Source organism: Pantoea sp. ACRSB (assembly GCF_022346905.1).
GTDB classification, from domain to species: Bacteria; Pseudomonadota; Gammaproteobacteria; order Enterobacterales; family Enterobacteriaceae; genus Pantoea; species Pantoea piersonii.
Genome location: NZ_JAKRNL010000001.1, coordinates 917,231 through 932,492 on the forward strand (window position 1 = coordinate 917,231; position 15,262 = coordinate 932,492).

13 protein-coding genes and 1 pseudogene are annotated in these 15,262 nt (G+C 57.6%); 13 read left to right on the top strand and 1 reads right to left on the bottom strand.

Translation table 11 applies throughout. The features are described 5' to 3' along the window. Positions 1–190 precede the first annotated feature (190 nt). The 9 genes and pseudogenes from miaB to MHZ89_RS04520 all read left to right on the top strand — a co-directional run bounded on the left by miaB (position 191) and on the right by MHZ89_RS04520 (position 9,473). Positions 191–1,627, top strand: a complete 1,437-nt coding sequence (gene miaB, locus MHZ89_RS04480; RefSeq protein WP_311782259.1) for a tRNA (N6-isopentenyl adenosine(37)-C2)-methylthiotransferase MiaB — start codon at positions 191–193, stop codon at positions 1,625–1,627. Positions 1,628–1,831: 204 nt separating this feature from the next. Beyond that, entirely contained in the window at positions 1,832–2,893 is a 1,062-nt protein-coding gene (locus tag MHZ89_RS04485; protein WP_311782005.1) for a PhoH family protein, read from the top strand. Further along, a complete protein-coding gene (ybeY, locus tag MHZ89_RS04490) occupies positions 2,890–3,363 on the top strand; it encodes an rRNA maturation RNase YbeY (protein ID WP_126690548.1) in 474 nt (157 codons plus the stop codon). The genes MHZ89_RS04485 and ybeY overlap by 4 nt, the downstream gene beginning before the upstream one ends. An 81-nt stretch (positions 3,364–3,444) precedes the next feature. Then, positions 3,445–4,326: a CNNM family magnesium/cobalt transport protein CorC gene (gene corC, locus MHZ89_RS04495; RefSeq protein ID WP_120451410.1), complete on the top strand. Its 882-nt coding sequence runs from the start codon at positions 3,445–3,447 to the stop codon at positions 4,324–4,326. Positions 4,327–4,330: 4 nt separating this feature from the next. Continuing rightward, positions 4,331–5,854, top strand: a complete 1,524-nt coding sequence (gene lnt, locus MHZ89_RS04500) for an apolipoprotein N-acyltransferase (protein WP_311782006.1) — start codon at positions 4,331–4,333, stop codon at positions 5,852–5,854. A 421-nt stretch (positions 5,855–6,275) separates the two neighbouring features. Next, positions 6,276–7,175 (top strand): glutamate/aspartate ABC transporter substrate-binding protein, encoded by a 900-nt coding sequence (locus MHZ89_RS04505; protein ID WP_120451408.1) that lies wholly within the window; start codon positions 6,276–6,278, stop codon positions 7,173–7,175. A 155-nt stretch (positions 7,176–7,330) separates the two neighbouring features. After that, a pseudogene (locus MHZ89_RS04510) lies at positions 7,331–8,070 on the top strand (amino acid ABC transporter permease). Next, positions 8,070–8,747: a glutamate/aspartate ABC transporter permease GltK gene (gene gltK / locus MHZ89_RS04515; protein WP_120451405.1), complete on the top strand. Its 678-nt coding sequence runs from the start codon at positions 8,070–8,072 to the stop codon at positions 8,745–8,747. Before MHZ89_RS04510 ends, gltK begins: the two are co-directional and overlap by 1 nt. Continuing rightward, positions 8,748–9,473, top strand: a complete 726-nt coding sequence (locus tag MHZ89_RS04520) for an amino acid ABC transporter ATP-binding protein (RefSeq protein ID WP_311782007.1) — start codon at positions 8,748–8,750, stop codon at positions 9,471–9,473. 179 nt (positions 9,474–9,652) lie between these two features. On the opposite strand, the gene MHZ89_RS04525 is transcribed toward MHZ89_RS04520, so the two are convergent. Then, positions 9,653–10,141: a zinc ribbon-containing protein gene (locus tag MHZ89_RS04525; RefSeq protein WP_120451401.1), complete on the bottom strand. Its 489-nt coding sequence runs from the start codon at positions 10,139–10,141 to the stop codon at positions 9,653–9,655. Between the two features lie 224 nt (positions 10,142–10,365). Between MHZ89_RS04525 and leuS the strand changes: the two genes are divergently transcribed. From leuS to nadD, 4 genes are read left to right on the top strand one after another with little or no spacing between them, the layout of a single operon-like run. After that, complete coding sequence (gene leuS / locus MHZ89_RS04530) at positions 10,366–12,948, top strand: leucine--tRNA ligase (RefSeq protein WP_311782008.1); 2,583 nt, start codon at positions 10,366–10,368, stop codon at positions 12,946–12,948. A 14-nt stretch (positions 12,949–12,962) separates the two neighbouring features. Beyond that, positions 12,963–13,556, top strand: a complete 594-nt coding sequence (lptE, locus tag MHZ89_RS04535) for an LPS assembly lipoprotein LptE (protein WP_269949287.1) — start codon at positions 12,963–12,965, stop codon at positions 13,554–13,556. Further along, on the top strand, positions 13,553–14,584 hold the full coding sequence (gene holA / locus MHZ89_RS04540; RefSeq protein WP_311782009.1) for a DNA polymerase III subunit delta: 1,032 nt from the start codon (positions 13,553–13,555) through the stop codon (positions 14,582–14,584). Before lptE ends, holA begins: the two co-directional genes overlap by 4 nt. Beyond that, a complete protein-coding gene (gene nadD / locus MHZ89_RS04545; protein WP_311782010.1) occupies positions 14,577–15,221 on the top strand; it encodes a nicotinate-nucleotide adenylyltransferase in 645 nt (214 codons plus the stop codon). The genes holA and nadD overlap by 8 nt, the downstream gene beginning before the upstream one ends. Positions 15,222–15,262: the final 41 nt, after the last annotated feature.

The following is a 15,262-nucleotide window of genomic DNA, read 5'->3' on the forward strand; positions in this document are numbered from 1 at the left end:
AGACGGGATAACTGGCGCAAAGTGTACCGGAAAAACGCCCGGCCGGCAGAAATGCCCGGCAAGGACGGAGAGAATGGTCAGCGTTCGCGTCTCTTCAGGGTCGCTGTATGCGAAGTATGACGGCGATGCGCTGGTCACAACAGCGTCAAAGCATTACAATACGCGCCCTGCACTTCACTGCACTGAATCAATGGCTAGTTCGACAATGAAAAAACTGCATATCAAAACCTGGGGCTGTCAGATGAATGAGTACGATTCATCCAAGATGGCTGACCTGCTGAACAGCACCCACGGCTACACGCTGACCGAGGATGCTGACGAGGCGGACGTTCTGCTGCTCAATACCTGCTCTATTCGCGAAAAGGCGCAGGAAAAAGTTTTCCACCAGTTAGGCCGCTGGAAGACCTTAAAAGAGCGCAACCCTGATTTGATTATCGGTGTCGGCGGCTGCGTGGCGTCGCAGGAAGGGGATCATATTCGCCAGCGCGCCAGCTACGTGGATATCGTATTCGGCCCGCAAACCCTGCATCGCCTGCCGGAAATGATCAACAGCGTGCGCGGCAGCAAAAGCCCGATCGTGGATATCAGCTTCCCGGAAATCGAAAAATTTGACCGTCTGCCGGAACCCCGCGCGGAAGGCCCGACCGCGTTCGTCTCTATCATGGAAGGCTGCAACAAATACTGCACCTTCTGCGTAGTGCCCTATACGCGCGGCGAAGAAGTCAGTCGTCCATGCGACGATATTCTGCTGGAGATCGCCCAGCTGGCGGCGCAGGGCGTGCGTGAAGTCAACCTGCTGGGCCAGAACGTAAACGCCTACCGCGGCGCGACCTTTGACGGTGAAATCTGCACCTTCGCCGAGCTGCTGCGCCTGGTGGCCGCCATTGACGGCATCGATCGCATTCGCTTTACCACCAGCCACCCGATCGAGTTCACTGACGACATTATCGAAGTGTACCGCGATACGCCGGAGCTGGTGAGCTTCCTGCACCTGCCGGTACAGAGCGGCGCGGACCGCATTTTAACGCTGATGAAACGCGCGCATACCGCGCTGGAGTATAAAGCGATTATCCGTAAGCTGCGCGCCGCACGTCCGGATATCCAGATCAGCTCTGACTTTATCATCGGCTTCCCTGGCGAAACCCAGCAGGATTTCGAACAGACCATGAAGCTGATCGCCGACGTCAACTTCGACATGAGCTTCAGCTTCATCTACTCTGCGCGTCCCGGTACGCCAGCGGCAGACCTGCCGGATGACGTCTCGGAAGAAGAGAAAAAGCAGCGTCTCTATATTCTGCAGGACCGCATCAATCAGCAGGCGATGGCCTGGAGCCGCCGTATGCTCGGCACCGTACAGCGTATTCTGGTGGAAGGCACCTCGCGTAAAAATGTGATGGAGCTGTCGGGCCGCACCGAGACCAACCGCGTGGTGAACTTCGAAGGTTCGCCGGAGATGATCGGTAAATTTGTCGATGTAGAGATCGTTGACGTCTACACTAACTCGCTGCGCGGCAAAGTGGTGCGCACCGAGGATGAGATGGGGCTGCGCATTGTAGAAAGCCCGGCATCGGTTATCGCGCGCACGCGCAAAGAGAACGAAATCGGCGTCGGCACCTTCCAGCCTTGATACGCTCTTCCGTCAGCGGCGGCGCCCACTGCGTCGCCGCTCTTTTCTTCTGTCCGCCCTTGGTTTCTGGACGCGCGACCCAAATATCATTAGCTACGCTTGCGCCCCGGCGACATGCCATAAATACTTTCTTAAAATGCCGTCGTTAATCAACCCGGCATCAGTACCCATTCTAACTGGCCCTGAGTGACCCAAAGGATTCGTTTGAATATCGAAACTCGTGAAATCACCCTTGAACCGGCTGATAACCGCCGACTGATGAGCCTGTGCGGTCCATTTGACGACAACGTGAAACAGCTTGAGCGTCGTCTGGGCATTGAGATCAACCGTCGCGACAATAACTTTAAGCTGGTTGGCCGCGCGCTCTGCGTTAACGCCGCCGAAGATATTCTGCGTACGCTCTATGTCGATACCGCGCCGGTACGCGGCACCATCCCGGATATCGATCCAGAACAGATTCATCTGGCGATTAAAGAGAGCCGCGTGCTGGAGCAAACCGCCGACAGCGTGCCGGACTACGGCAAGGCCGTCCATATCCAGACCAAGCGTGGCGTAATCAAGCCGCGTACGCCGAATCAGGCGCAGTACATCGCCAATATCCTCGACCACGACATCACCTTCGGCATCGGGCCGGCCGGTACGGGTAAAACCTACCTTGCCGTCGCCGCAGCGGTGGATGCGCTGGAGCGTCAGGAGATTCGCCGAATTCTGCTGACGCGTCCGGCGGTGGAAGCGGGCGAAAAGCTCGGCTTCCTGCCAGGCGATTTGAGCCAGAAGGTCGATCCTTACCTGCGTCCGCTCTATGACGCGCTGTTCGAAATGCTGGGCTTCGAGCGCGTCGAGAAGCTGATGGAGCGCAACGTGATTGAAGTGGCGCCGCTTGCCTATATGCGCGGCCGCACGCTGAACGACGCCTTTATCATTCTTGATGAAAGCCAGAACACCACCATCGAACAGATGAAGATGTTCCTGACGCGTATCGGCTTCAACTCCAAAGCGGTCATCACCGGCGACGTCACGCAGATTGACCTGCCACGCAGCACCAAATCGGGCCTGCGCCACGCTATTGAAGTGCTCTCCGAAGTCGAGGAGCTGAGCTTCAACTTCTTCCAGAGCGAAGACGTGGTACGTCACCCGGTGGTAGCGCGCATCGTAACCGCCTATGAAGCCTGGGAAGAAGCGGACCAGAAACGCCGCGACAGACTGGCGGAAGAGCGGAAACGCGAAGCGCTGGCGGCGCAGAGCGAGGCGCAGGAGAGTAAATGAGCGCGGTAATTCTTGACCTGCAGCTGGCCTGCGAACAGACCGGCGGCCTGCCTGACGAGGCCGCTTTCCAGCGCTGGCTGGAAGCGGCGGTTACCCCTTTTCAGCCAGAAAGCGAAGTCACTATTCGTCTGGTGGACGAGGCGGAGAGCCATGAGCTTAATCTGACTTATCGCGGCAAAGACAAGCCGACCAACGTCCTCTCTTTTCCCTTTGAAGCGCCGCCGGGCATTGAGCTGCCGCTGCTGGGCGACCTGATCATTTGTCGTCAGGTGGTGGAGCAAGAGGCGGAAGAGCAAGGGAAAAGCGTCGAGGCTCACTGGGCTCATATGGTGGTGCACGGCACGCTGCATCTGCTCGGTTACGATCATATCGAAGATGACGAAGCCGAAGAGATGGAAGCGCTGGAGACAGAGATAATGCTTGCTCTTGGTTATCCCGATCCGTACATTTCGGAAAAAGAAGACGCCTGAGCCGCTGGCTCAGATTACCCGACTGTCGGCAAGCACGCCGACAGCAACCCACCTCACCAGAGAGATCTGTAAAAAAACGCCATGAGCGACGACCATTCTCAAAACAGCGATGCACCCAGTAGTAAAAAGGGATTTTTTTCCCTGCTTATCAACCAACTTTTTCACGGCGAACCGCAAAACCGTGATGAACTACTGGAGCTGATCCGCGACTCCGAGCAAAAAGAGCTGATTGACGAAGATACCCGCGACATGCTCGAAGGGGTGCTGGATATTGCAGAGCAGCGCGTGCGCGACATCATGATCCCGCGTTCGCAAATGATTACCCTGAAGCGCAACCAGTCGCTGGATGAGTGCCTTGACGTGATTATCGAGTCTGCGCATTCGCGTTTCCCGGTTATCAGCGAAGACAAAGACCATGTTGAAGGCATTTTGATGGCGAAAGATCTGCTGCCGTTTATGAGCAGCGAATCAGAGCCGTTCAGCATGGAAAAAGTGCTGCGCCCGGCGGTTGTGGTGCCGGAGAGCAAACGCGTCGATCGCATGCTGAAAGAGTTTCGTTCTCAGCGCTACCATATGGCGATCGTTATCGACGAATTCGGCGGCGTTTCCGGCCTGGTCACTATCGAGGATATCCTTGAGCTGATCGTCGGTGAGATCGAAGATGAGTATGATGACGAAGAAGATCGCGATATCCGTCAGCTGAACCGCCAGACCTATACGGTACGCGCCCTGACCCCGATTGAAGATTTCAACGAGGTGTTCGGCACGCAGTTCAGCGATGAAGAAGTGGACACGATTGGCGGACTGGTCATGCAGGGATTTGGCCATCTTCCCGGCCGGGGAGAGAGCATTGACATCGACGGCTATCATTTCAAGGTCGCCATGTCCGACAGCCGTCGCATCATCCAGGTGCATGTAAAAATTCCGGAAAACTCGCCGCTACCCCAACTGGATGACGAATAACTCTATGTCTCTGGCCTCACTTTACCCGCGCCAGCGGGTACGTTTGTTGCTGGCATTGTTGACGGGTGCCCTCGGCACCCTCGCCTTCTCTCCTTATGACTTCTGGCCCGCCTCGCTGCTGTCGCTATGCGGCCTGCAACTGCTGACGCTGGATCGTCGCAACGGTCAGGCCACCGCCATCGGTTTCGCCTGGGGCTTCGGCCTGTTCGGCAGCGGCGTAAACTGGGTCTACGTCAGCATCGCCACTTTTGGCGGCATGCCTGGCCCGGTCAACGTATTCCTGGTGATTCTGCTGGCGGCCTATCTGTCGCTCTATCCGGCGCTGTTCGCCAGCGTGCTTAACCGTTTCTGGCCGCGCGCCACGCTGTGGCGTCTGGCGCTGGCGGCGCCCGCTCTGTGGCAACTCAGCGAGTTCCTGCGCGGCTGGGTGCTGACCGGCTTTCCCTGGCTGCAGTTCGGCTACAGCCAGATCGACGGCCCGCTGAAAGGCTTAGCGCCGCTGGCGGGGGTAGAAACGCTGACCTTCCTGCTGATGGCGATTTCCGGCCTGCTGGCTTACGCTATTCGCCAGCGCAATGCAAAGAGCGCCATCGCTGCGCTGCTGCTGCTGGCGCTGCCCTGGCCGCTGCGTTATATCCACTGGACCCAGCCGCAACCGGCGCGCAGCGTCGAGGTCGCGCTGGTACAGGGCAATATTCCGCAGTCGATGAAGTGGGATCCGCAGGAGCTGCTTAACACGCTGCGTGCCTATAACGGCCTGAGCCAGCCGCTGATGGGCAAAGCGCCGTTGATTATCTGGCCAGAGTCGGCGATTACCGATCTGGAAAGCAACCAGCAACCATTTTTACGTTCGCTGGATGAGGAGCTGCGCGAGCGCGGCAGTTCGCTGATCACTGGCATTGTCGATTCCCGGCTGGAGCAGAATCGCTATCACGACTACAACTCGGTTATCGTGCTGGGCGGCGAGACGCCTTACAGCTATCAGAGCAAGAACCGCTACCAGAAAAACCACCTGGTGCCTTTCGGCGAATTTGTGCCGCTGGAGAGCCTGCTGCGTCCGCTGGCACCCTTCTTCGATCTGCCGATGTCCTCATTCAGCCGCGGCGACTATCTGCAGCGGCAGCTGAGGGCGGCGGGTTACAACCTCACCAGCGCCATCTGTTATGAAATCGTGCTGGGCGAGCAGGTGCGCGCCAACTTCCATCCCGATACCGATTTCCTGCTGACCGTCTCCAACGACGCCTGGTTCGGTCACTCTATCGGTCCCTGGCAGCACTTTCAGATGGCGCGGATGCGCGCGCTCGAACTGGGCCGCCCGCTGCTGCGCAGCACCAATAACGGCGTCACCGCCGTGGTGAACGCGCAGGGCGAGGTTGAAAAAATCCTGCCGCAGTTTATTCGCGGCGTCCTGCTGGATAAGGTGACGCCGACCACTGGCGAAACCCCTTACGCCCATGCTGGTCTCTGGCCGGTCTGGTTGCTGACGCTGTGCGCCGCGCTGCTGGCGCTGTGGCGCCGCAAAGCCTGACCTGCCGTAATGGCGGCGAGCGCCCCTCTCGCCGCCCTCCTCTCCTCTGTTTTCCGCTTGTTTTACGCCCTCATCCCCGATTTTCTGCTGTGCCTGTTAACTGGCACGATGCTTGCTATCAGTAACACAGGTTTCCTGTAAGCCAGGCTGACAGACGGATTAAACGCGCCGTTCTGCACCATTAAAAGGCAGCGTGACGCACCTTTAGCGCGCAACGTCAGAAATACGCCTCAAATTGGTGCGGAACACTTCGCAAAAAAAGAAACTTTTTCGTTTCATAACGTTAACAATCCGCTATGTTAGTGAATATTCTTAGCGCGCTGAAGCGGTGAGATAACAAAAAAAGCAGCAGGAAATACACACAACATCACACATCTGCGCAGTTTATATTCTGCGCAATATCTCTTGAAGGAGTTGGACCATGCAGATACGCAAAGTGGCACTATCACTTTTGCTGGCAGGCGTAGCAGCAGCGGGAGCGGCCCAGGCGGAAGATCTCAGCGGCACCCTGAAGAAAATCAGCGACAGTGGCGTCATCGTCGTGGGGCATCGTGAGTCATCTGTTCCTTTTTCTTATTATGACAACCAGCAAAAAGTTGTGGGCTATTCGCAGGCTTACTCCAACGCCATCGTGGACGCCATTAAAGCGAAGCTGAACAAGCCGGATCTGCAGGTCAAGATGATCCCCGTCACGTCGCAAAACCGTATTCCGCTGCTGCAGAACGGTACCTACGACTTTGAGTGCGGCTCCACCACCAACAACCTTGAGCGCCAGAAACAGGCGGCGTTCTCCGACACCATTTTCGTTATCGGTACGCGTCTGCTGGTGAAAAAAGGCGGCGACATTAAAGATTTCGACGATCTGAAAGGCAAAACCGTGGTTGTCACTTCCGGTACCACGTCAGAAGTGCTGCTGCATAAGCTGAACGACGAGAAAAAGATGGATATGCGCATTATCAGCGCGAAAGACCATGGCGACTCGTTCCGCACGCTGGAAACCGGCCGCGCCGTCGCCTTTATGATGGATGACGCGCTGCTGGCAGGTGAACGCGCCAAAGCGAAGAAACCAGACAACTGGGAGATCGTTGGCACGCCGCAGTCGAAAGAAGCCTATGGCTGTATGCTGCGTAAAGATGACGCCTCATTCAAAACGCTGGTAGACGACACCATCGCTAAAGCGCAGACCTCAGGCGAAGCCGCGAAGTGGTTCGATACCTGGTTCAAGCAGCCGATCCCGCCGAAGAATCTGAACCTGAACTTCGATCTCTCTGCGGATATGCAGACGCTGTTTAAGACGCCGAACGACAAAGCACTTAACTAACAACGACAACAAGGGCGGCCTCGCTGCCCTCTCGATTGCTGAAAACCCGGCGCGGACAGACAAGCTGCTCAGGTCGTTCCCCTGAAGCAGGCCATACAGACGCCGTTCATCAATCTTCAGGGTAGCTTAGCTACCCTTTTTTACCGGAGCTCGTTATGGGTATCGACTGGAACTGGGGCATTTTTCTCGAACAGGCCCCGTTCGGCAACACGACCTACCTTGGCTGGCTGTGGTCCGGATTTCAGGTGACCGTTGCGGTCTCCTGCTGCGCCTGGATTATCGCCTTTCTTGTAGGATCCTTATTCGGCATTTTGCGTACCGTACCTAACCGTCTGCTTTCGACGATCGGCACCTGTTACGTGGAGCTGTTCCGCAACATTCCGCTGATCGTGCAGTTCTTCTTCTGGTATCTGGTGGCGCCGGAGCTGGTGGGAGAAAAGCTTGGCATGTGGTTTAAATCGGAGCTGGATCCCAATATCCAGTTCTTCACCGCGTCCGTCATCTGTCTCGGCCTGTTTACCGCCGCACGCGTCTGCGAGCAGGTACGCGCCGCGATCAACTCGCTGCCGCGCGGGCAAAAGAATGCGGGCCTGGGATGGGCCTGACCCTGCCGCAAACCTATCGCTACGTGCTGCTGCCCAATGCCTACCGCGTGATTGTGCCGCCGATGACCTCGGAAATGCTCAACCTGGTGAAAAACTCCGCTATCGCCTCGACGATTGGGCTGGTGGATATGGCGGCGCAGGCGGGCAAGCTGCTCGACTACTCCGCCCACGCCTACGAGTCCTTTACCGCGATTACGCTGGCCTATATCGCCATTAACCTGGTGATCATGATGATTATGAGTCTGGTGGAGCGCAAGGTGCGCCTGCCGGGTAATCTGGGAGGCAAATAATGTACGCGTTTGACTGGAGTTCTATTCCTCCCAGTCTGCCCTATCTGCTTAACGGCATGGTGATTACGCTCAAGATCACCGTGACCGCGGTGGTGTTCGGCATTATCTGGGGCACGCTGCTGGCGGTGATGCGTCTGTCAACCTTTAAGCCGATCAGCTGGTTCGCCCGGATTTATGTGAACCTGTTCCGTTCTGTCCCGCTGGTAATGGTGCTGCTGTGGTTCTATCTGGTGGTGCCGAGCTTTCTGCAGCAGGTGCTGGGGCTGTCGCCTAAGACAGATATCCGCCTGATTTCAGCAATGATCGCCTTTTCGCTGTTCGAAGCGGCCTACTACTCGGAGATTATTCGCGCCGGTATTCAGAGTATCGCGCGCGGGCAGTCCAACGCCGCGCTGGCGCTGGGTATGACGCACTGGCAGTCGATGCAGCTGATTATTCTGCCGCAGGCGTTCCGCGCCATGGTGCCGCTGCTGCTGACGCAGGGCATCGTGTTGTTTCAGGATACCTCGCTGGTTTACGTGCTGAGCCTGGCTGACTTCTTCCGCACCGCGTCGACTATCGGCGAGCGTGACGGCACCCAGGTGGAAATGGTTCTCTTTGCCGGTCTGGTCTATTTCGCGATCAGCCTGAGCGCTTCGCTGTTGGTCAGCTATCTAAAAAGAAAAAGGACGGTTTAAATGATTAACCTGAAAAACGTTTCTAAGTGGTATGGTCACTTTCAGGTGCTGACCGACTGCACGACCGAAGTCCAGAAAGGGGAAGTGGTCGTGGTGTGCGGGCCGTCAGGCTCGGGCAAATCGACCCTGATTAAAACCGTTAACGGACTGGAGCCGATTCAGCAGGGCACCATTCTGGTGAACGGCACTGAAGTGAACAATAAAAAAACCAACCTTGCGCAGCTGCGCAGCAAAGTCGGCATGGTCTTCCAGCATTTCGAGCTGTTCCCGCACCTCAGCATTATCGATAACCTGGTGCTGGCGCAGGTAAAAGTGCTGAAGCGCGACAAAGCCGCCGCGCGGGAAAAAGGCCTGAAGCTGCTCAATCGCGTGGGGCTTTCCGCCCATGCGCAGAAGTTTCCCGGCCAGCTGTCGGGCGGCCAGCAGCAGCGCGTCGCCATTGCGCGCGCGCTCTGTATGGATCCTATCGCTATGCTGTTCGACGAACCGACCTCGGCGCTCGATCCGGAAATGATCAATGAAGTGCTCGACGTGATGGTGGAGCTGGCGCAGGAAGGGATGACGATGATGGTGGTAACGCACGAAATGGGCTTTGCCCGCAAAGTGGCGAACCGCGTTATCTTTATGGATGAAGGAAAGATTATTGAAGACACGCGTAAAGATGACTTCTTCAATAATCCGCAGTCGGATCGCGCGAAAGAGTTCCTGGCGAAGATTCTGCACTAAAGGTTAGCCTGGCCTTGTAGCTCCGTGATCATGCGGGTGACATGGTCCGATCGCAAAAACGCAAAAAACAGCCTCCCTGCCCGCTCGTCCCGCGACATTCTTGTCGCGGGACGCTTTGCTCTTCGACCCATACCACCCGCTGTTCAAAGCTCCTCAGCGGTCTGAGAGTGTGCCCAGCCTTAGGGTTCAAACGGCTGACGCTGAAACTGATCGTGACCGCACTCAGGGCAGCGCGTTAAGGTCTCCGGCGTGTAAATAGCGCGCGTGAAGTGACACTTCTCGCACACCAGATTGCCCAGTCCTACCACCTCGCCGCTCTGATAAACGCCGTGATGATGCAGATCCTGAAAGACCTCGCGCCACTCCAGCTGACTTTTGTCGGTAATGTCCGCCAGCTCTTTCCACAAACTCTCGCGGATAACGCGCATAAACAGTGAATCATTAACCTTCTCTGGCTGATGGACCTCCTGATAGCTGCGTGCAAACTCCTCTAAATCGCGTCGAACCGCCGCCAGCGCCTGATCGATTTCGCCCGTCGTCGCGGACTCGCTGGCCATCAACTGCTGACGTCGCGATGACACCAGCGCGTCGATATCCCGATCGCCCTGACGCAAACGCTCCGTCAGCGCAGCCAGGGATTCACGGTAAATTTGCGCCACTTTGTTCATTTTATTCTCCTTTCTGCGCGGGTAAGCCAGCTTTAAGTTTAGCCGCTTTGCGCCGGTTGCCGTGTTGTTTAGGAAAGCGGATCGGAATATGACGGGAGGATGCGGCCTTCCGCGAGAAATCGCCGCAACAGGGCGGTGAAGTGTTGTTGACCGGCAGTCATATGGGTATGCTATGCGGATCTTAAAGTAAGCTAAGCGTTATTCATTAAGGACCACAGGCTGCCATGCAAGAGCAATACCGCCCGGAAGAGATAGAATCCCGCGTCCAGCAACACTGGGACGAAAACCAAACGTTCAAAGTGACCGAAGATGAGAGCAAAGAGAAATATTACTGCCTCTCCATGCTGCCCTATCCTTCCGGCCGCCTACATATGGGCCACGTGCGTAACTACACCATCGGTGATGTGATCGCTCGTTACCAGCGTATGCTTGGCAAAAACGTACTGCAGCCAATTGGCTGGGATGCGTTCGGCCTGCCAGCGGAAGGCGCGGCGGTAAAAAACAATACCGCGCCTGCGCCCTGGACTTACGACAATATCGAATATATGAAGAACCAGCTTAAACTGCTGGGTTTTGGCTATGACTGGAGCCGCGAGCTGGCGACCTGTAAGCCGGAATACTACCGCTGGGAACAGTGGTTCTTCACCAAACTGTATGAAAAAGGCCTGGTTTACAAAAAAACCTCGGCGGTGAACTGGTGCCCGAACGATCAGACGGTGCTGGCGAACGAACAGGTTATTGACGGCTGCTGCTGGCGTTGCGACACCAAAGTCGAGCGTAAAGAGATCCCGCAGTGGTTCGTGAAAATCACCGACTATGCCGATGAACTGCTCAACGACCTTGATACGCTGGAAGAGTGGCCGGAGCAGGTCAAAACCATGCAGCGCAACTGGATTGGCCGCTCTGAAGGCGTGGAGATCACCTTCGACGTCGCCGACAGCGAAGAGAAAGTGACCGTCTACACGACGCGTCCGGATACCTTCCTCGGCGCGACCTATGTCGCAGTCGCCGCGGGCCATCCGCTGGCGCTGCAGGCTGCCATGGGTAACCCGGTGCTGGCTGACTTTATCGCCGAGTGCCGCAACACCAAAGTGGCCGAAGCCGATATGGCGACGATGGAGAAAAAAGGCATGGCGACCGGTCTGTTCGCCATCCATCCGCTGACCGGCGACAACGTACCGGTCTGGGTCGCTAACTTCGTCCTGATGGAGTACGGCACCGGCGCCGTTATGGCGGTACCGGCGCACGATCAGCGTGACTGGGAATTCGCCACCAAATACGATCTGCCGATTAAGCCGGTGGTACTGAACCTGGACGGCAGCGAACCGGACGTCAGCGCCGCCGCCATGACTGAAAAAGGCACTCTGTTCAATTCTGGCGAATTCAGCGGTCTGAGCCACGAAGCGGGCTTCAACGCCATCGCCGATGCGCTGGCCGCTAAAGGCGTCGGCGTACGCAAGGTTAACTATCGTCTGCGCGACTGGGGCGTATCCCGTCAGCGCTACTGGGGTGCGCCGATTCCAATGGTGACCCTGGAAGATGGCACCGTTATGCCGACGCCGGAAGATCAGCTGCCGGTGATCCTGCCGGAAGATGTGGTGATGGACGGCATTACCAGCCCGATCAAAGCTGACCCGGAGTGGGCGAAAACCACGGTGAACGGCCAGCCTGCGCTGCGTGAAACCGACACCTTCGACACCTTTATGGAGTCCTCCTGGTACTACGCGCGTTACACCTGCGCCAACTATGATGAAGGCATGCTGGACCCGGCTGCGGCCAACTACTGGCTGCCGGTGGATCAGTATGTAGGCGGTATTGAACACGCCATCATGCACCTGATGTATTTCCGCTTCTATCATAAGCTGCTGCGCGACGCGGGCCTGGTGACCTCCAGTGAACCGGCGAAGCGCCTGCTGTGTCAGGGCATGGTGCTGGCAGATGCGTTCTACTACCTCGGCGCTAACGGCGAGCGCAACTGGGTTTCGCCGGTTGACGTCACCGTTGAGCGCGATGAGAAAGGCCGCATCGTTAAAGCGACCGACACTCAGGGCCGCGAAGTGATTTACGCCGGCATGAGCAAAATGTCGAAGTCAAAAAACAACGGCATCGATCCGCAGCTGATGGTTGAGCGCTACGGCGCAGACACCGTCCGTCTGTTTATGATGTTCGCTTCACCGGCGGAAATGACGCTGGAGTGGCAGGAGTCAGGCGTTGAAGGCGCTAACCGCTTCCTGAAGCGCGTGTGGAAACTTGCTTATGAGCACACGGCGAAAGGCGCAACGGTCGCGCTGGATCTCAGCAGCCTGAATGACGAGCAGAAAGCGCTGCGTCGCGATCTGCACAAGACCATCGCCAAAGTCTCCGATGACATCGGCCGCCGTCAGACCTTTAACACCGCTATCGCGGCGATTATGGAGCTGATGAACAAGCTGGCGCGTGCGCCGCAGGAGAGCGAGCAGGATCGCGCGCTGATGCAGGAAGCGCTGCTGGCCGTTGTTCGTATGCTCTATCCGTTCACTCCGCACGCCAGCTATGTGCTGTGGCAGGAGCTGGGCGGCGAAGGCAGCGTGGATAACGCCGTCTGGCCTGTAGCAGACGAAGCAGCGATGGTTGAAGAGTCGCTGCTGGTGGTTGTACAGGTAAACGGTAAAGTCCGTGGTAAAATTACCGTGGCCGCCGATGCGACGCAGGAGCAGGTTCAGGCGCGCGCTGCCCAGGAGCACCTGGTCGCGAAGTACCTTGACGGCGTCACCATTCGCAAAGTGATTTATGTACCCGGCAAACTGCTTAACCTGGTCGTAGGTTAAGTTCAGGAGGAACTGTGCGACATCTGATTATCAGGCTGTTTGTCCTGCTGGCGGTGATGATTACCGCCGGCTGTGGTTTTCATCCGCGCGGCACCACTCAGGTGCCGACCGAGCTGAAAACGCTGATCCTGGACAGCGGCGACCCTTACGGTCCGCTGGCTCGTACGGTGCGTCAGCAGTTGCGTATCAACAACGTCACTATTGTTGAGGATACGAAACAGAACCGTACCGACATCCCTACGTTGCGCCTTGGCGCGGAAACGCAGGGCCGCGATACCGCTTCGGTGTTTATCAGCGGTACGACGGCGGAATACTCGCTGATGATGAACGTGTCGGCGCAGGTTCTGCTGCCAGGCAAAGGCATCTATCCGATCAGCACCACGGTTTATCGTTCGTTCTTTGATAACCCGAACGCGGCGCTGGCGAAAGATGCCGAGCAGGACATGATCGTGCAGGAGATGCGTCAGCGCGCCGCAGAGCAGCTGGTACGTAAACTGCTGACAGTGCACGCCGCGCAGATGAACCATAAAGATACGCTGCCTGCGTCGGCCAGCGAACCTGCGGTGCCCGCGCCAGCGTCCTCCTCTTCCGCTACCAGTACGCAATGATCAGGATCTATCCTGAGCAACTTGGCGCGCAGCTCCGCGAGGGGCTGCGCGCTTGCTATTTATTAGCTGGAAACGAGCCGCTGCTGGTGCAGGAGAGCGCCGACGCGATACGCGCCGCCGCAATCGCGCAGGGGTTCGAAGAGCATTTCAGTTTTACGCTTGATGCCCAGACCGACTGGGAAAGCCTCTTTGCCAGCTGTCAGGCGCTGAGCCTTTTTGCTCAACGTCAGACGCTGACGCTGCTCTTCCCGGAAAACGGCCCCAACGCCGCTATGGCTGAACAGCTGAATAAGCTGGCGAGCCTGCTGCACAGCGATATCTTGCTGGTCTGCCGCCTGGCGAAGCTGACGAAAGCTCAGGAGAACAGCGCCTGGTTTAAGGCACTCTCCGCACATGGCGTGCTGGTGCCGTGTCAGACGCCGGAGCAGGCACAGCTGCCGCGCTGGGTGGCAGCGCGCGCCAGAAGCATGAAGCTTTCGGTAGACGACGCGGCGATCCAGCTGCTCTGCTACTGCTATGAAGGCAATCTGCTGGCGCTGGCGCAGGCGCTGGAACGTTTATCGCTGCTCTGGCCCGACGGCAAGCTTACGCTGCCACGCGTCGAAGAAGCCGTAAGCGACGCGGCGCACTTTACCCCGTTTCACTGGGTGGATGCGCTGCTGGCGGGCAAAAGCAAGCGCGCGCTGCATATTCTGCATCAGCTGGAAAAAGAGGATAGCGAGCCGGTTATCCTGCTGCGCACGCTGCAGCGCGATATCATGACGTTGCTGCATCTGCAGCGCCATCAGGCACAGCAGCCGCTGCGCGCGTTAATGGACCAGCAGCGCATCTGGCAGAACCGACGCGCGCTCTTTACCGAGGCGCTGCAGCGCCTGGACGGCGCACGCCTGCAGCGCGCGATTCGCCTGCTGGCGCAAATTGAATTAACCTTAAAGCAGGATTATGGACAGCGCATTTGGCCGCAGCTGGAGACGCTGTCGCTGCTGCTCTGTCATCGCCACTTCCCTGAGAGCTTCGCCAGTGTCTGAACTACACGCCCTGTTCGGCGGCACCTTCGATCCGGTGCACTTCGGCCACTTACGGCCGGTGGAAGCGCTGGCGCAGCAAACCGGGCTGGCGCGCGTGCTGCTGCTGCCGAACAACGTGCCGCCGCACCGCCCGCAGCCGGAAGCGAGCGCGGCGCAGCGCGTCGACATGTTGCGCTGCGCCATTCGCGACAGGCCGCTGTTCGATATCGATACCCGCGAACTGATGCGCGATACGCCCTCCTGGACAGTGGCAACGCTGGAGGCGCTGCGCGCTGAACGCGGGCCGCAGCAGCCGCTGGGATTTATTATTGGTCAGGACTCGCTGCTGAACCTCTCAGGCTGGCACCGCTGGCAGGATTTGCTGTCGCTTTGTCATCTGCTGGTGTGCAAGCGTCCGGGCTATCCGGCTGAGATGGCGTCACCGGAAATGCAGCGCTGGCTTGATACGCATCTGGCGAGCGAAACAGCACAGCTGCATCAGCAGCCTGCGGGCTTTATCTGGCTGGCCGATACGCCACTGGTCGATATCTCCGCCACGGAAATTCGTCAACGACGCCGCCAGGGCTTGTCCTGCGATCAACTGTTGCCCGCATCCGTTATCGACTATATCGATCGCGCAGGCCTCTATCTCAAATAACCTTAAACCGGGCATATATTGCTCGGGCAAAGGCATGCTAT